The sequence below is a fragment of the Aeromonas sp. s12 genome (assembly GCF_040907925.1).
Lineage (GTDB): Bacteria > Pseudomonadota > Gammaproteobacteria > Enterobacterales > Aeromonadaceae > Aeromonas > Aeromonas veronii.
In genome coordinates this window covers 72,066-86,364 of sequence record NZ_JBFOCT010000031.1, presented here as the reverse complement: position 1 = coordinate 86,364, position 14,299 = coordinate 72,066, and the positions used below count along the sequence as shown (strand labels likewise).

At 53.8% G+C, this 14,299-nt stretch carries 19 protein-coding genes; 17 read left to right on the top strand and 2 right to left on the bottom strand.

Annotated elements, in window-relative coordinates; genetic code table 11:
* Nucleotides 1–366: 366 nt before the first annotated feature.
* Nucleotides 367–651, bottom strand: a complete 285-nt coding sequence (locus tag AB5Y67_RS15945) for a hypothetical protein (RefSeq protein ID WP_232298098.1) — start codon at nucleotides 649–651, stop codon at nucleotides 367–369.
* Between the two features lie 152 nt (nucleotides 652–803).
* Complete coding sequence (locus tag AB5Y67_RS15940; protein WP_368207973.1) at nucleotides 804–1,019, bottom strand: Cro/CI family transcriptional regulator; 216 nt, start codon at nucleotides 1,017–1,019, stop codon at nucleotides 804–806.
* A 162-nt stretch (nucleotides 1,020–1,181) separates the two neighbouring features.
* Between AB5Y67_RS15940 and AB5Y67_RS15935 the strand changes: the two genes are divergently transcribed.
* From AB5Y67_RS15935 to tpiA, 17 genes are all read left to right on the top strand, one after another.
* Nucleotides 1,182–1,766, top strand: a complete 585-nt coding sequence (locus AB5Y67_RS15935) for a helix-turn-helix domain-containing protein (protein WP_368207971.1) — start codon at nucleotides 1,182–1,184, stop codon at nucleotides 1,764–1,766.
* Nucleotides 1,767–2,168: 402 nt separating this feature from the next.
* Nucleotides 2,169–2,414, top strand: coding sequence for a hypothetical protein (locus AB5Y67_RS15930; protein WP_368207970.1), 246 nt, complete (start codon nucleotides 2,169–2,171; stop codon nucleotides 2,412–2,414).
* 242 nt (nucleotides 2,415–2,656) lie between these two features.
* The gene (locus tag AB5Y67_RS15925) at nucleotides 2,657–2,914 is read left to right on the top strand and encodes a hypothetical protein (RefSeq protein ID WP_368207968.1); all 258 of its coding nucleotides are present in this window, start codon (nucleotides 2,657–2,659) and stop codon (nucleotides 2,912–2,914) included.
* 371 nt (nucleotides 2,915–3,285) lie between these two features.
* Entirely contained in the window at nucleotides 3,286–3,570 is a 285-nt protein-coding gene (locus AB5Y67_RS15920; RefSeq protein WP_005360927.1) for a DNA-binding transcriptional regulator, read from the top strand.
* Nucleotides 3,567–3,869 carry a hypothetical protein gene (locus AB5Y67_RS15915; RefSeq protein ID WP_005360928.1) on the top strand — a complete coding sequence of 101 codons (303 nt, stop codon included), beginning with the start codon at nucleotides 3,567–3,569 and terminating at the stop codon, nucleotides 3,867–3,869. The genes AB5Y67_RS15920 and AB5Y67_RS15915 overlap by 4 nt, the downstream gene beginning before the upstream one ends.
* Nucleotides 3,870–4,161: 292 nt before the next feature.
* Nucleotides 4,162–4,353: a PA3496 family putative envelope integrity protein gene (locus tag AB5Y67_RS15910; protein WP_005360930.1), complete on the top strand. Its 192-nt coding sequence runs from the start codon at nucleotides 4,162–4,164 to the stop codon at nucleotides 4,351–4,353.
* Between the two features lie 2 nt (nucleotides 4,354–4,355).
* Entirely contained in the window at nucleotides 4,356–4,721 is a 366-nt protein-coding gene (locus AB5Y67_RS15905; RefSeq protein ID WP_368207964.1) for a hypothetical protein, read from the top strand.
* Complete coding sequence (locus tag AB5Y67_RS15900; RefSeq protein WP_368207962.1) at nucleotides 4,718–5,617, top strand: PD-(D/E)XK nuclease-like domain-containing protein; 900 nt, start codon at nucleotides 4,718–4,720, stop codon at nucleotides 5,615–5,617. Before AB5Y67_RS15905 ends, AB5Y67_RS15900 begins: the two co-directional genes overlap by 4 nt.
* Complete coding sequence (locus AB5Y67_RS15895; protein ID WP_368207960.1) at nucleotides 5,614–6,714, top strand: hypothetical protein; 1,101 nt, start codon at nucleotides 5,614–5,616, stop codon at nucleotides 6,712–6,714. The genes AB5Y67_RS15900 and AB5Y67_RS15895 overlap by 4 nt, the downstream gene beginning before the upstream one ends.
* A 406-nt stretch (nucleotides 6,715–7,120) precedes the next feature.
* Nucleotides 7,121–7,993 (top strand): beta-1,6-N-acetylglucosaminyltransferase, encoded by an 873-nt coding sequence (locus tag AB5Y67_RS15890; protein ID WP_368207958.1) that lies wholly within the window; start codon nucleotides 7,121–7,123, stop codon nucleotides 7,991–7,993.
* Between the two features lie 98 nt (nucleotides 7,994–8,091).
* A complete protein-coding gene (locus AB5Y67_RS15885) occupies nucleotides 8,092–8,448 on the top strand; it encodes an MliC family protein (RefSeq protein ID WP_368207956.1) in 357 nt (118 codons plus the stop codon).
* 265 nt (nucleotides 8,449–8,713) lie between these two features.
* Nucleotides 8,714–9,802 carry a hypothetical protein gene (locus AB5Y67_RS15880; protein ID WP_368207954.1) on the top strand — a complete coding sequence of 363 codons (1,089 nt, stop codon included), beginning with the start codon at nucleotides 8,714–8,716 and terminating at the stop codon, nucleotides 9,800–9,802.
* 19 nt (nucleotides 9,803–9,821) lie between these two features.
* Nucleotides 9,822–10,400, top strand: a complete 579-nt coding sequence (locus AB5Y67_RS15875; protein WP_005360938.1) for a phage N-6-adenine-methyltransferase — start codon at nucleotides 9,822–9,824, stop codon at nucleotides 10,398–10,400.
* A gap of 624 nt (nucleotides 10,401–11,024) precedes the next feature.
* Entirely contained in the window at nucleotides 11,025–11,237 is a 213-nt protein-coding gene (locus AB5Y67_RS15870; protein ID WP_005360940.1) for a hypothetical protein, read from the top strand.
* Complete coding sequence (locus AB5Y67_RS15865; RefSeq protein ID WP_368207952.1) at nucleotides 11,213–12,508, top strand: DUF3596 domain-containing protein; 1,296 nt, start codon at nucleotides 11,213–11,215, stop codon at nucleotides 12,506–12,508. Before AB5Y67_RS15870 ends, AB5Y67_RS15865 begins: the two co-directional genes overlap by 25 nt.
* A gap of 36 nt (nucleotides 12,509–12,544) precedes the next feature.
* On the top strand, nucleotides 12,545–13,324 hold the full coding sequence (gene elyC, locus AB5Y67_RS15860) for an envelope biogenesis factor ElyC (protein ID WP_368207950.1): 780 nt from the start codon (nucleotides 12,545–12,547) through the stop codon (nucleotides 13,322–13,324).
* Nucleotides 13,325–13,459: 135 nt separating this feature from the next.
* Nucleotides 13,460–14,215, top strand: coding sequence for a triose-phosphate isomerase (gene tpiA, locus AB5Y67_RS15855; protein ID WP_047440675.1), 756 nt, complete (start codon nucleotides 13,460–13,462; stop codon nucleotides 14,213–14,215).
* Nucleotides 14,216–14,299 lie beyond the last annotated feature (84 nt).

Here is a 14,299-nt window from a genome sequence, read left to right as displayed (position 1 = left end):
TCTCAGAAGCCTGTTCTTCAATATCAGTGTCGTTTTTAAAAGCATGTAGCATGGGGAAAACCCCATTGGCCAAAGTTGGTTTGGTCATGGTCTGGATCCTGTTATGACGAGCAGATAGCCCGGTGGTGAGCCGGGCAGATTGGTTATACGCTAGGTTGTCCCGCTGCACGCTCAAAGGCGCGGTCCTGGAGCTCTCGCGCCAAGCGAAGAGCCTGCCGGTCAGTCCCTGCAGCCTGCGCCGTTGAGATCAAAGGTTCATCAATCGCTAATGCCAGCTCATGCATAACCGCTTTCAACACGATGTTGTCGCGATCGCTGATGCGTTCTGATGCTGGGCGTGGCGGCCAGTTAAAAATGGGCATGCTGTTATCTCCCAAGAATGAAGTTGATCAGGCCAACAAGCTTTTGGAGCGGCTTCTTGGGACGCTCCTCGTCATGGGCGAGCTCGTCGGAGGGTAAAAAGATCAGCAATCCCCGCTCAGGAAGGCCAGTACCGTTCAGGATCTCTTCGACGGTCACAGGTGGAAACCCCTGCTCGATAAGGCTCCGATTGGCCCGTTTGACGGCTCTCGCCAAGATCAGAGGTTCATGTTTCGATATGGAATTAAGCAAGATCAGAAGTGAGGTGCGCGCGAAGGCGGTCTCCGTCATGCCAAATTCTGCCCCGACTTCTTGCCACACACAGCGTTGAGCTGGGTTTCCGCGTAGTCGAAGTGGAGAAATTGAGTCCATTTTTGCGTGATCGGGCAGTGCTGGTCGTCCCATTGGTCAGGTCCTTTTGGTGTGGTCATAAAAGCCGGTGGTCAGGCGGCTTGTTGGGTAGGCTGTTGCAACTCTTTGCTCAAGGGATAATCATCCAGCCCCAGGCGCAGCTCGCCATTGCTAGCGATAACAAAGCTGACGGCATGCTGGGCCGGGATCACATCCCCCCACTTCACAGCAAGGCTACGGGAGATCCCTATCGCTTTCATGGCGCGAGCCATGTTGCCGAAATGCTCAATCACTTCACGTTTCTTCATTGGTCGGGTCCTTGCGATAGTTACAGTACAAAGGCCATCTTAGTTCCTTACTATGAACACATCAATGATCACCATAGCGACCTCCAGATAAGACAAAATGATGGGGTGTTTTATTATGAGAACAGAATCAAGATGACCTCTTTTAGAGATCGGCTGGAATACATGATGAATGAACGCGGCTTCATACAGGCTGATCTGGTACGCAAGTCTGGGGTAAGTAAGGCAGCCATATCTGTTCTCTTATCTGATCCGCTCAAAGACCTGCGAGTAAGCAGCCTGCTATCTATCGCGAAGGCCTTAGGTTGTGATCCTCTTTGGCTTTACACAGGAAAGGAAAGTGGAACCTATGTCTCTACTACCAATCTCGGTGAGGTGCCGGTATGGGAGATGTCTGAGCTTGGCAAGCACCCGACGGATGCCCTTTCAACGCTAGAGAGCGGACGCAGCATTTTTACTGACGCAGAAGGACATCTTATTGGCGTGATCGCCAATGACGATAACCTTATGGGATCTGGCATCAAAAATGGTGATATCTGTATTATTGACCTTGCAGATCGAGTCCCTCGCCAAAACGATATCGTGCTGGTAAGACTCGATAGCAACAAGCAGGAGCGCCTGCTCAAAGCCCTAAATGGACTATCAGGCATTACATTGGTAACCGATGATCCCAGGCTTGGTGTAATCCCTCTCAAGGATGCGCTTGTTTATGGCCGAATGATCGAATTACGTAGAGACATGAAGGAGTAGTAACCCTTCATCCTCCACCATTAGCCCGCACGATGCGGGCTTTTTTGTACCAGAAATCTTCCAAAGATATGTCCACAAAAATGACATTCACAATAACGAACAAATAACATTGACTATTCTGTTCACCAATATTAACCTTCGTCTTGTTCGGTAAAACAATCAGACTATTCCGACAAGGCCATGAATCATCGGCCACCAGCAACAGGACCCGCCCATTGAACCAGGGCATGCGCCTGACCAGCGCGTAAGAACGACAAAGCCCGCACAAGGCGGGCTTCGAAGGACCAGGGAACCACCCCTAGTCAGGCTGCCAGGGGACCAACCCCAGCAACAGGACCCAACCACGCCAAAGGCGAGGAAGGTGTCAACGGGGACCAACCCGCCAACAGGAGCAAATGTACCATGATCAAGAGCATTTTATCCAGAGCGGCTAAACGAGCAGACCAGTGCATTGCCACCATCGCCGACCTGCTGAATGGCAATGCAACACGCCGCCGAGCCATTAAGCTGCGCCTCTATCTGGCCATGCTGGCTGCCGAGCAACATCACATTGTTGCCGCCCGTGCCGCCCAGAAGCGCACCACCGGCTTCGCCAAAAACAGCGCCCTCCTCCACTGGCGCATTGACTATCGCCGCCACGCAGTCTGATTCGGGTCTGGCGCTTCCCTGATAACGCCGTAGCCAAAACCTCTTTATCAAGCACCGCAAGGATGCTTTGGCTAACTGCAACCTGAATTCAGCGTTGCATCGCTCTTTAACAATATGGATTGGGCAGTCACCGCTCGTAATCTGCTGGCCCGCCAGATCCCCGCTAACCCGTTCGAACCGGAATGTGGGGCTGGAAGGTGACAAGGTTCTCAGTAAATAAGCTTTAAAAAAGGAAATTTAGCATGGAAAAACAAGACGATTGCGTAACTGAACATCCCTCCAATCAACCCGTTCTAGCCTTTCAACTGCGGAGCAAAGAGCTCAAAACCATCAATATCTATAGTGATGGTCATATCGACGGTGAAGGTACCGAGGAGTATTGCTGCATTGCAAACTACTTCACTCCTCGCTTTGACATTATCAGGGGGATATCAGCTCAGATGCGCCTCGGCAAGATCTACACCGAAGATGAGCTGGATCTTGCTTTCGCTGGTTATTAGGGGTGGATCACATGGTTCGGCTGCCAACTCCCGAGCTAACTCATCAAGCAAGGGAGATAAATAGTAAGTAATTGTTGTCGCGTTGTGCTCATACACATCTTTGTAAACAGCATAATTCAGCTCTCCACCAAAATAGAGCTGATCCACAGCCTTCACAATCTTACTCAGCTCAATATTCCCTGGGCATTCAACAATTAACCTATGCCACATACATAGCGCTCCAGTGATAACAAAACCTAAAGGATCAACCGGAATATCCTCCGAAAAAGACGAGACAGCCATCAAATCAAAAGCCTCCGGACTCGACACACTCTACCAAATCCCAGCCCTAGCGCCGGGGGTTTCTTTTTTAACCACCACAGGACCCGACCATGAAGAAACGTACCAAGCAGTGCAACGAGACTATCCCCCAACTCAATGACGCATGTCGCAAGCGCCTACGCCAGTTGCGAGAACGCCTTGGCCTCAGCCGACCGAAGTTCGCCAGCTTGCTGGGCATCCCACCCACCACGCTCAAGAACTACGAGCTTAACTACCGAGAGATTGGCGGCGGGACCCTGCTGCTGATTGCTCAACATCCGGAATTGTCCGTTCACTTCCATTGGCTGGTCACAGGTCAAGGGAATGAGCCCGTTAAGTTGGAGGCATCGCAATGAAGGTGCTTGGCTCCAGCAGCCCTCATCAAGTCGAGAGCATCGCAGTTCAGCGCAGGGTTGTATCCATCCACATGCAGAATGATGTGATTGGCGATCGCCGATTCCTTCCCGAAGTTGCACAAGCTCTTCGCGAGACCGCACAAGCTCTGGACGATGGCATCATTGGTAACGAAGCCGCGGACTTTGTAAGGAGCTCCGGAGGGACGGAAATCACCATGCACGGCTATTGCCTCTTCATGGGCCCCCTCTCAAACACGAACTCCTGTTTGGGGCCATCAAAGGTCACAGATAAGAGCTGACCTTCGGGGGTGGTCTTAATCAGCTCCAGGATTCTTGCAACTACACTGGGATTACCACTCTCAGCCAACTTCCGTGCAGCAAGAACTGAAATCTCATATCGCCCGCATTGCGGACAGAGGTAGTCATCCCTGTTGCTGAAATCAGTGGCAATAGCCATAGCTTCACTGTCACAGAAACAGCACTGCATACGACGCTGATTCATATACGCACCTCTTAGATTGTGTCATTTGGAACAACCTCGCACGAAATAGTTAATGGGGCAATACCAGCCCCCATACCAAGGACCCGACCATGAAACAACTCACCGAAGCCCAGGTGCAGGCATTTCGCTGCGCCATGCTGCCGCCCAGTCGTCATCCCTACCCCCTCGACCATGCCCCTTCCACCATAGACCGCAGTGAAGCAAGGCACAGTACGAGCGCCCGCCGAGCTATCGAGGAATATCACGCACAGCGCGCCCTGCGCATTGAAATGGAGCTGTAGCTATGACCAGTGAAACCACTCTGCTTGCACTGCTTGACGGCAAAGAGGCAGAGGCCAACGCCAAGGCTGAATGGATTACCGAGTGGGTCGAGGCAAATCACCTCCCGTTGTTATCTGGCCAACTCGATATCGATGTAGCCACTCTATTGGTAGAGGTCAATGCAGACCAGGCTACGCAGCTTAACCAGGCGATATACCTGCTGATGGTGTCTGGCGACAAAGTACCGCTCACCCTCCTGGTCGAGCAGCTACTGACAGAAGGACTGATCTATCTGGCCCGCAACGCCTGGGGCAACCACCTTGCCGAATTAGAAGAGGCCATGAGCGAGCTCGAGTTCAAGCAATACCAGCAGAGGAACGCAGCATGAACGCCGCCGTCGATACCATCAACGTCCTACAGGATGGGCTCTCAGCAGGATGGTTAGACCTGCTAGGTGCGGGCATTACTGCCCTGCCGCGAGGGCTGGTACAGGGCCTGTCAAACGAGCAATACCACTCTGGCCCCGGGATCAGCAAATCCCAACTCGACGACATCGCCGAGAGCCCCGCCACCTACGTCTGGCGCAAGAGTGCGCCAGTTGACGAGGAAAAGCTCAAGGCGCTGGACATGGGCACCGCCCTGCACTGCCTGCTGCTGGAGCCGGAAGAGTTCAAGGACCGCTTCATCATCGCCCCTAAATTCAACCTCCGCACCAACGCTGGCAAGGACGAAGAGAAGGAGTTCATGGCCAACTGCGCCGAACTTGGCAAGACCATCATCTCGTTCGAGGACGATCGCAAGCTGCAACTGATGCGCGAAAGCGTGTTCGCCCACCCCGACGCCCGCTGGCTGCTAGAGCAAGACGGCATCTGTGAAGGCTCGCTGTACTGGACCGACTCAGAAACAGATGAGCTCTGCCGCTGCCGCCCAGACAGGATGCTGACCGGCCACCCCATTCTGGCCGATGTGAAGAAGGTGGACGACATGGGTCGCCTTAGGCGCCATGTCGAGGAGTTCCGCTACCACGTTCAGGACGCCATGTATTCCGATGGCTATCGGGAAATATACGGCGAGATACCTGACTTCATCTTTATCGCGGTCAGCTCATCCATTGAGTGCGGCCGCTACCCGGTGCGGGTTCGCCCGCTGGAGCAGGATTGGAAAGAGTCTGGCAAAGAACTCTACCGCCGAGACCTTCGCAAATTCCACGAGTGCCGCGTCAATAATGACTGGCACGACCTGATACCACTTACCCGCCCTGCATGGGCAAGGAGAGCTGCGTGAACCAAGCCATTTCAAACCCATTCGGCGCGGCCAGTCAGCGTCAAGAGCAAGGATTAGTGGCAGTTGAGCAACAGCGGGCTATTCAAGAAGTACAGGCCGCCATGGTGATTGCCAAAAAATTCCCGCGCAACCCCGTAGAAGCCACAGATCGCATCTTACAAGCATGCTCACGCCCAACCCTCGCAGAGGGGGCGCTATACAGCTATAACCGTGGAGGTTCGGATGTGACCGGCCCAAGTATCAGGTTGGCAGAGGCGCTGGCACAAGCCTGGGGAAATATACAGTTCGGCATCCGCGAGCTGGAGCAACGCAAAGGCGAATCCATTGTGGAGGCGTTCGCTTGGGATGTGGAAACCAACACCAAACAGCTAAAAATTTTTACTGTTCCGCACATTCGTCACACCAGAAACGGTCAAAAGCGACTGGAAGATCCACGCGATATCTACGAGCTAGTGGCAAACAATGGTGCCCGCCGATTGCGAGCTTGCATTCTTGGGGTGATCCCCGGTGACGTGATAGAAGCAGCACAACGCCAATGCGAGGTAACCCTCAACACCCACGCTGACACAAGTCCCGAGTCGATCAAGCGCATGCTCGATACGTTCAGTGCTGAGTTTGGGGTAACAACAGAGCAGGTGCAGACATATCTCGGCAGACGCGCGGACGCAATGCAGCCAGCGCAGTATGTCCAGATGCGTAAGATTTATGCCTCCCTACGGGATGGTATGAGCAAGCCCGGCGACTGGTTCAAGTCAAAGGAGGAAGAGGCCCAGCCAGAAAAAAGCCGCGCACTTAACGCAATGCGCCAAGAGTCATCCCCTGCCAAGGCCATGGAGACAAAACGCACCACTGAAGAACTCATTCAGCCAGAAGAGGCTGAACCGCATAATCCAATCGACACCAGAGAGCAGATTGACCACTCCAGCGCATACGCGGACCACTGCGCCGCTATTGGAGCAGCAAGCGATACCGTCGAATGGCAGCAGGCCTATAGCAGCGCCTGGGCATGGGCCAGCGAAACCGGCGACCATGCCGTAGCCGACGGCATCAAACAGGTTGCTGGCGAGCGCAAAGCCCAGCTCAAAAAGGTCAAATGAGTGGCTGGTGCAGGATTTCGAGGCCAAACCTGTACTCCATTGAGCACTTTTCTTTCAGCCGCGGTGATATATGACGCCCCCCATCCGAACCGTGCTACTGTGACCCCTCACTTACCGGCCGCTTGCGCTCTGCACCTGATGACTAGCTTGTCATGCAAAAGAGCCTCCCGCCAGGGCACCCTCGCCCCCCCTCTCATCCTCAACCTGACGTTACCAGATAGGCTGTATTGACCCGATGCCGTAAGGTGCATCTCCCCCTGTCGCAGCCTGTTCTCACTGTTGCCATATGCGTTTCACTCTCTTTTATTGCGACAGCGGTCAGCCCGACGGGAACCAGCTTCAAGCCATCGGCCTGAAGTGGCCTGCTGTTTGGCGCTGCCCTGCCGCCAACACAGGACACACCGCCATGATTGCCTACCTCATTCTGGTTCATCGCTATCCCGACCAGTTCAAGCGCCTGTTCAAGGCGATCTACCACGACAGTAATCACTACCTGATCCACGTCGACAAAAGCTCGGGTCCTGAGTTGCAGCAGGAGATTGCCGGATTCCTTAACGACTATCCCAATGCCTCGCTGCTCGCGAGCAAGAATGCACTGTGGGGAGGATACAGTCTGGTGGATGCCGAATTGCGCGGCATAACGGCACTGCTGAAACAGGGTGTGGAATGGGAGTTTTTCATCAATCTGAGTGCCCAGGATTTTCCGCTGCGCACCCAGGGGCAGATCCACCGCTTCTTACACGGCCATCGCGGCAAGGATTTCCTCAAAGTCCTCGATCAGCGCAAGCTGCGCCCCGATACTCTGCACCGCATAGACCACTATGTGACCGAGACGGAGCAGGAGCTGATCTGTGAACCGGTCGCCACCCGCCCCTATCTGGAAGGTGTCACCCCCTACATTGGCAATCAGTGGATGATCCTGAGCCGCGCTTTTTGTGAATTTGTCAGCCACAGCCCCGAGGTGGATCGCTTCAAAACGTTCTACCAAAACACCTTGATCGCCGATGAGGGGTTCTTCCAGACAGTGATCATGAACACCAGCTATCAGGGCCGGATTGTCAATGACGACAAACGGGCCATCGACTGGATCCCCATGGGAGACATCAAGCTGAGGCCACGGGACTATCTGGCAGAAGATGCCACAACGCTGCTGCAAAGCGAGCATCTGTTTGCCCGCAAATTCGATGAGACCATCGACAGCCAGATCCTCGACATTCTGGAAGGGGCACTGGCCCAGCCGGTAGCTGATACCGCCCGAGCCGAGCCTGAGCTGGCATAAGGTTCCGGACAACTACCGACGCAAACGCCAGACAGCCATTGCAGATCAGCTTCAAGCTGTTAGTCGCATGTTCGGATAACATAAATAGGACTGTTATCATGAAAAAAGCTCATATGATGACCATCGGCATACTGGCCATGGGGGCTCTCGCTGGCTGCAATCAGGGCAACAGCCTCACTGTCATAGGTGGTGAACCGATCAGCTACCAGTGCGAGCAGGGCAAGAAGGTGCAGGTGCGCTACTTCTCCCTCTCCGACGAGAGCCTCAACTTTATCAAGCTGTCCCTGCCCGATGGCAAAGACTACACCCTGCCGCAGGCTGTCTCCGCCTCCGGCGCCCGCTATACGGACGAGCACGAAGCAGTCTGGTGGAGCAAAGGGAGTGAAGGGTTTGTCGAGATGTGGGATCTGGCCGGCGAGTGGCAGACCGCCTATAAGGACTGCAAACAGCAATAACAGAAAACCCCCGACTTGGCAGCAATGTCATTCAGATAAGCACTTTTTGACTAGTCATTCATAAATGTGACCTGAGATGAGTGAGCAAGGCAAGATCCAGTCCATCTGACTCCAGCCTATATCCAGCGCAGCTTGCAATAGAAAGAGGGAGGCATCATGCCTCCCTCGCTTTTTAGCCCTGATATTACGTGGGCTGGAACTCACATTCTCTTAAATAAATAGCATTGCACCGACCAGCAGGCTTTTTTATACCCAAGGACCCACCATGACCGAACAAGCCAAGACCGACAGAGCCCAGACCCAACTGGTTGTCCTCGACCCCACAACCGAAATTGCCCTGTTCACCGAAGGGGATGGCATTAATGCCATGCTGGCAGACATTCGCAAGAAGGCATCCAGCCTGGTGCCGGATGTCACCACTGCCAAGGGACGCAAGGAAATTGCCAGCGTCGCCTATGCGGTAACCAAGACCAAAACCTATCTTGATGGTCTCGGCAAGGATTTGACCGCCAAGTACAAGGAAATCCCTGCACGCATCGACGCCAACCGCAAGCTGATCCGCGACACCCTGGATGCCCTGAAAGAAGAGGTGCGCGCCCCGCTCACCAAATTTGAAGAAGCAGAAACAACACGGGTTGCAGAGCTGCAAGCCCGCCTCACCAGGATCAAGGCGTTTCACGCTGCGGCCAGCACCGAGTGTGTAGCCGCAGATCTGCAGGCCATGCTGCTGGAGGTCAAGCAGACCGATCTGGACGACACATGGCAAGAGCTGCTGCCTCAGGCGACCGTTGCTAAGGAGCTTGCGGTCAAACGCCTTAGCGAGACGCTGGCCGCCCGCAAGAAGTATGAAGCCGAACAAGAAGAACTGGAGGAGCTGCGCAAGAAGCAGGCCGAGCAGGATCGCATTGATCGCGAACGCCTGATAGCAGAGCAAGCCGCTGAGAGCGCTCGCATCCAGGAAGAAGACTGTCAACGTCTCGAGCGTGAAGCTGCTCAGCACCGTGAGCAGGAAGCTCTGCGCCAAACCCAGATAGCAATAGAGCGCGAAGCCCAAGCCCGATGTGATGCCGAAGCTGCCGAGCTGGCCCGCCAACAGGCTGAAGACAACGCGGCACTACAAGCTGAAGAAGCGGCGACTCGAGCGGCAGAGCAGGAACGCCAGCACATTGCCGATGAACAACGCCTCAAAGACGAAGATGATGCCCGCCGCCTTGCCGACAGGGATCACCGCGGCAGGATCCATAGCTCAATCATGATGGACCTTATGGGGCTTGGCATTGAGGAAGATAAGGCTGTAACCCTCATTACTCACATAGCTAAGAGCCAGATCGCGCACCTGCGTATCAACTACTGACCACATTGGAGTAGACTTGATGGCTGATTACCGAGGTTCAACCACCCCTTCTAATACCCGCGATCTGACCCAGACACCAATGTTCCTTTTTCGAGCATTGGATCGAGAGTTCAAGTTTGCCCTCGATGCAGCAGCCCTCCCCGAGACAGCCCTATGCCAGCACTATCTAACGCCCGGCATTGATGCTCTCAGCGTGGATTGGGGTGACTTCATCAGCCCCTTTCTGCGTGCACCCTGGGCTTGGCTCAACCCACCCTATTCCGATATCGGTCCATGGGTAGACAAAGCCATTGAGCAACAACGTAAAGGCATCGGTACCGTAATGTTAGTACCGCAAGACACCAGCACTGAGTGGTACCCGGGGGATATGGCCAGCGAAGTCCGCCATATCAAGGGCTACCACGATGAAAAGGGTAAATGGCGCAATGGTCGGATTAACTTCATCAACAAGAGAACCGGCCTCGAAATGAAGAGTAACCCGAAAGGCTCAATGTTTCTTATCTTCGCCCCGAACTGGCGCGGCACCTGCAGAATTTCAGATATCAGCAAGCTGACCTTGATGCTTGCCGGAGCAGAGCCCATCAGCGCTGCTACTTGATACCCCCAAATCATCCACCGTTAGGCTCACAGAAACCGTGGATAAATCAGAGGTTCCCCCATGAAAGATATGGAATCCCCCTACCCTGGCGCAGTCATTACCGGGCTAGGTGTCGTTATGCCTCATCCCAAACAGCCTGATAAATTTGTCCTACCTGGTGGGACTATCTGCAACCGCACTCAAGCCGAAGGCGCAGCTAGGGTGCTCCACAACCTGCAAGCAAAACCCCAGTCTAAAGTGTTGCCCGAGCGTGAACAGTGAGCATTTCCCAAGTGAACCAGTTAGTTATCCTCACACTGCTGGTTGTTGGAACAGCCATCTGTATGTTCATCAACATTGTCACCATTAGCGTGACGGTCCGAGGGACATCAGTGGCCTTAGTTTACTTCTTGGGTGCTGCACATATCTGGCAAATCGATAACCTAGCAAAAGCTCTCACCAACTATTCAGACCATTAACGGCCCTTCCCTCACTAAAGCAGTCCCACCACCCTTTGCACTAGAGGGGCCAATCAACACAATCAGCTAATCACCAAGCGGCACGTAGCAGACGGCAGGCTGAATGCTTTCTCTCTGTATAACCAAACGGGCCAGGATGAAATAGCAAAACCAACAAGGACCTACCATGCAACAACAAACAGTAATGGAACGCCCAAGCTGGGTATTGCCATCAGTAGCGGCTGAAATGACGGGCTACACGGAGAAAGCAATCAAAGAAAAAGTTAAACAAGGCAAGCTCATCGAAGGGGTCCACTATGCCAAGGCTCCAGACAAAAAAATTGTTATTAACTGGCGTCGTTTCGAGGACTGGATGTGCGCAAACCTACCGACGAGATAGATGTTGTACTCTCCACTCTGCAAGGGGTGGAGCGTCATGGCAAAGGCCTCAGGATCACTTTCCACTACATGCGAAAGAGATGTAGAGAAGTCATCAATATTCCAGTGACCAAAACCAATATCAAGCACGTTGCCCGACTGCGTGAAGCGATTCTTCATGAGATTGCCATCGATACTTTTAATTACGCAAAACACTTCCCCAACAGCAAAAAGGCCAACCATTTCTGTGCTGCTTCAGCCCTCCGAGAAATTACAATTGGCGAATTAGTATCCCGCTATCTACAGATCAAAGAAGTTGATATTGGTGACCACACAACAAAACGTTACCGCTCTACTCTAACTCGACTAGCTCAGTACTTCGATAAATCCAGGCCAATGAAAACGCTGCATCCAGAGGATGTTCAAGCCTGGCGCAGCTACCTTATATCTACACCCAGACCACATACTGGTCGCGTATTACTTCCTCGCTCAGTCAATAATTACATGGGCGTTGCAGCATGCCTGTTCAATTGGGCAAAGGCTAATAACTACACCCCACAAGACTTGAGCTCTGCACTTGTTTACGTTGATGTCGATCGTGACAAACCAAATCCAATCGATTTGAAAGAGGAGGCATCACTCATTGCTGCAACAAGCCGCCCCATGGATGCAGCCTGGATCCGCCTAGCTATCTGGACTGGATTGCGCACCGGGGAATTGTGCGCACTTGCTTGGGAAGACATAGATCTGGAACGTGGCGAACTGACTGTTCGCCGTAATGTGACCATATCGCGTAAATTCAAAATGCCCAAAACAGGAAAGGCAAGGACAATCGTCCTCTTGCCACCAGCAATCGAGGCTTTACTTGTCTTGCAACCTTTAACCGGTATCGGGCAACGACACGAGATTACCAAGACTCTCCGCGACGGCCGCCCGCTATCAGAAACTTGTACCTTTGTGTTAGTTCCCAAAATACGAAACGTACATTCCGTTCACATTGGATGCTTTGCCGTAGATACGTTGGCTGGGAAATGGGACAGATTAATAAAACGAGCTGGAATTCAACGCCGGACTCAGTACCATACCCGGCACACGTTCGCATCAAGAATGTTGACCGCGGGCGCAAACCCAGAGTGGGTCGCAGCTTATCTGGGCCACGTTGATAGCAAGATGCTCAGGATGGTCTACGGTGCTTGGATACCGGATAATGACCGAGCAGAGTCTGAACGGGTATGGGAGCGATTAGGCACACAATTTAACGAAATGCCCCAAAAATGCCCCAAGAAATCATGATTACAATGTACTGCGTTGATATGTAAAGGATAATTGATGGACCCCGTTTTCGTGCTCAAAAAGTGGCTGGGTCAGCTATTGATGCCGCTCCCCTTCTCCCTCTCCCTGCTGCTGGTCGCCCTGCTGCTACTCTGGTTCACCCGTTTTCAGAAAACCGGCAAGCTGCTGGCCACTCTCTCGCTGCTCATTGTGGCGCTGATGGGGATGCGGCCGATGAGCTATGAACTGGCCCGCGGGCTGGAGCAGACCTACCCGCCGTTCGAGGTGAGCCAGCATCCCAACATCGACGCCATCGTGGTGCTCGGCAACGGCCATGTCAGCGACCCGGCGGTGCCGATGCGCAGTTGGCAGAACAATATCGCCCTAGCCCGCACTCTCGAAGGGGTGCGCCTCGCCCAGGCCTATCCCGACGCCGAGCTGGTGTTCTCCGGTTATGTGTCGGGGGATACCCTCTCCAATGCCGAGGTCAATGCCCGGATGGCCGAGAGCCTCGGCATATCCCGTTCGCGGATGACGTTGTTTGAAAACAACAAAGACACTCATGATGAGGCTGTCAGTATCAGTCGTCACCTCAAGGGAAAAGAGGTGGCGCTGGTCAGTTCGGCCACTCATTTGCCACGCGCCATGGCCCTCTATCAGGGTCAGGGACTCAATGCCGTGCCGGCCCCCACCGATTACACCGCCAAGCAGAGCCAGGTACCCCAGCCGCTCTACAGTTATTTGCCCAAAGGGCGTTATTTGATGTATTCCGAAGCTGCCATCCACGAATGGATTGGGGTATGGTGGGCTCGCTTGCGGGGGCAGGTTAACGAATGAGCGATCAAGCGTTTCATTCCTGATTTGGATCAGGAAAGCGAAAAAAAATTACGTCATTTGCCGCCGGGTCAGCTATCTTGGGCTCGGTTCAATTCATATAATGTCGCGCAATCAAATGCCTAGGAGATATACAAGATGAGACAGCACCTGGTAATGGGTAACTGGAAACTGAACGGCACCAAGGCTTCTGTAGAAGCTCTGATCAAAGGACTGACCCCGGCTGCTGCCGCTCATCCTTCTGTGCAAGTCGCCGTCTGCCCGCCGGTTATCTTTTTGGGTCTGGTTGAGCAACTGACCGCTGGCAGCAAGATTGCCTACGGTGCCCAGAACGCTGACGTTCACGAGTCTGGTGCCTTCACCGGCGAAAACGCCCCCTCCATGCTGAAAGCTTTCGGTTGCACCTACTCTCTGGTCGGCCACAGCGAGCGTCGTACCCTGCACGCAGAGACTGACGACGTGGTTGCTGCCAAGTACGAAGCGATCCAGAAAGGCGGCCTGATCCCGGTTCTGTGCATCGGTGAAACTCTGGAGCAGTTCGAAGCCGGCGTGACCAAGAACGTGGTTGAGACCCAGCTGAAAGCTGTTATCGACCGTTGCGGCATCGCCTCCTTCAACAACGCCGTTATCGCTTACGAGCCGGTATGGGCCATCGGTACTGGCAAGACTGCCACTCCGGAGATCGCTCAGTCCGTTCACGCTCACATCCGTCAGTACCTGGCCGGTTTTGATGCCGCCGTTGCTGCCAAAGTACAGATCCTGTACGGCGGTTCCGTCACTGGCGCCACTGCAGCCGACCTGTTCGGTCAGCCGGACATCGACGGTGGCCTGGTCGGTGGTGCGTCCCTGAAAGTGGACGACTTCTCCCAGATCATCGCTGGCGCTGCCAAGTAATCGTTGATTACGGCAAAGAGAGGGGCTCGTCCCCTCTCTTGTATCGCTTTTCCTATGGTGGCCCCCGCATCCCATATGAAAGCC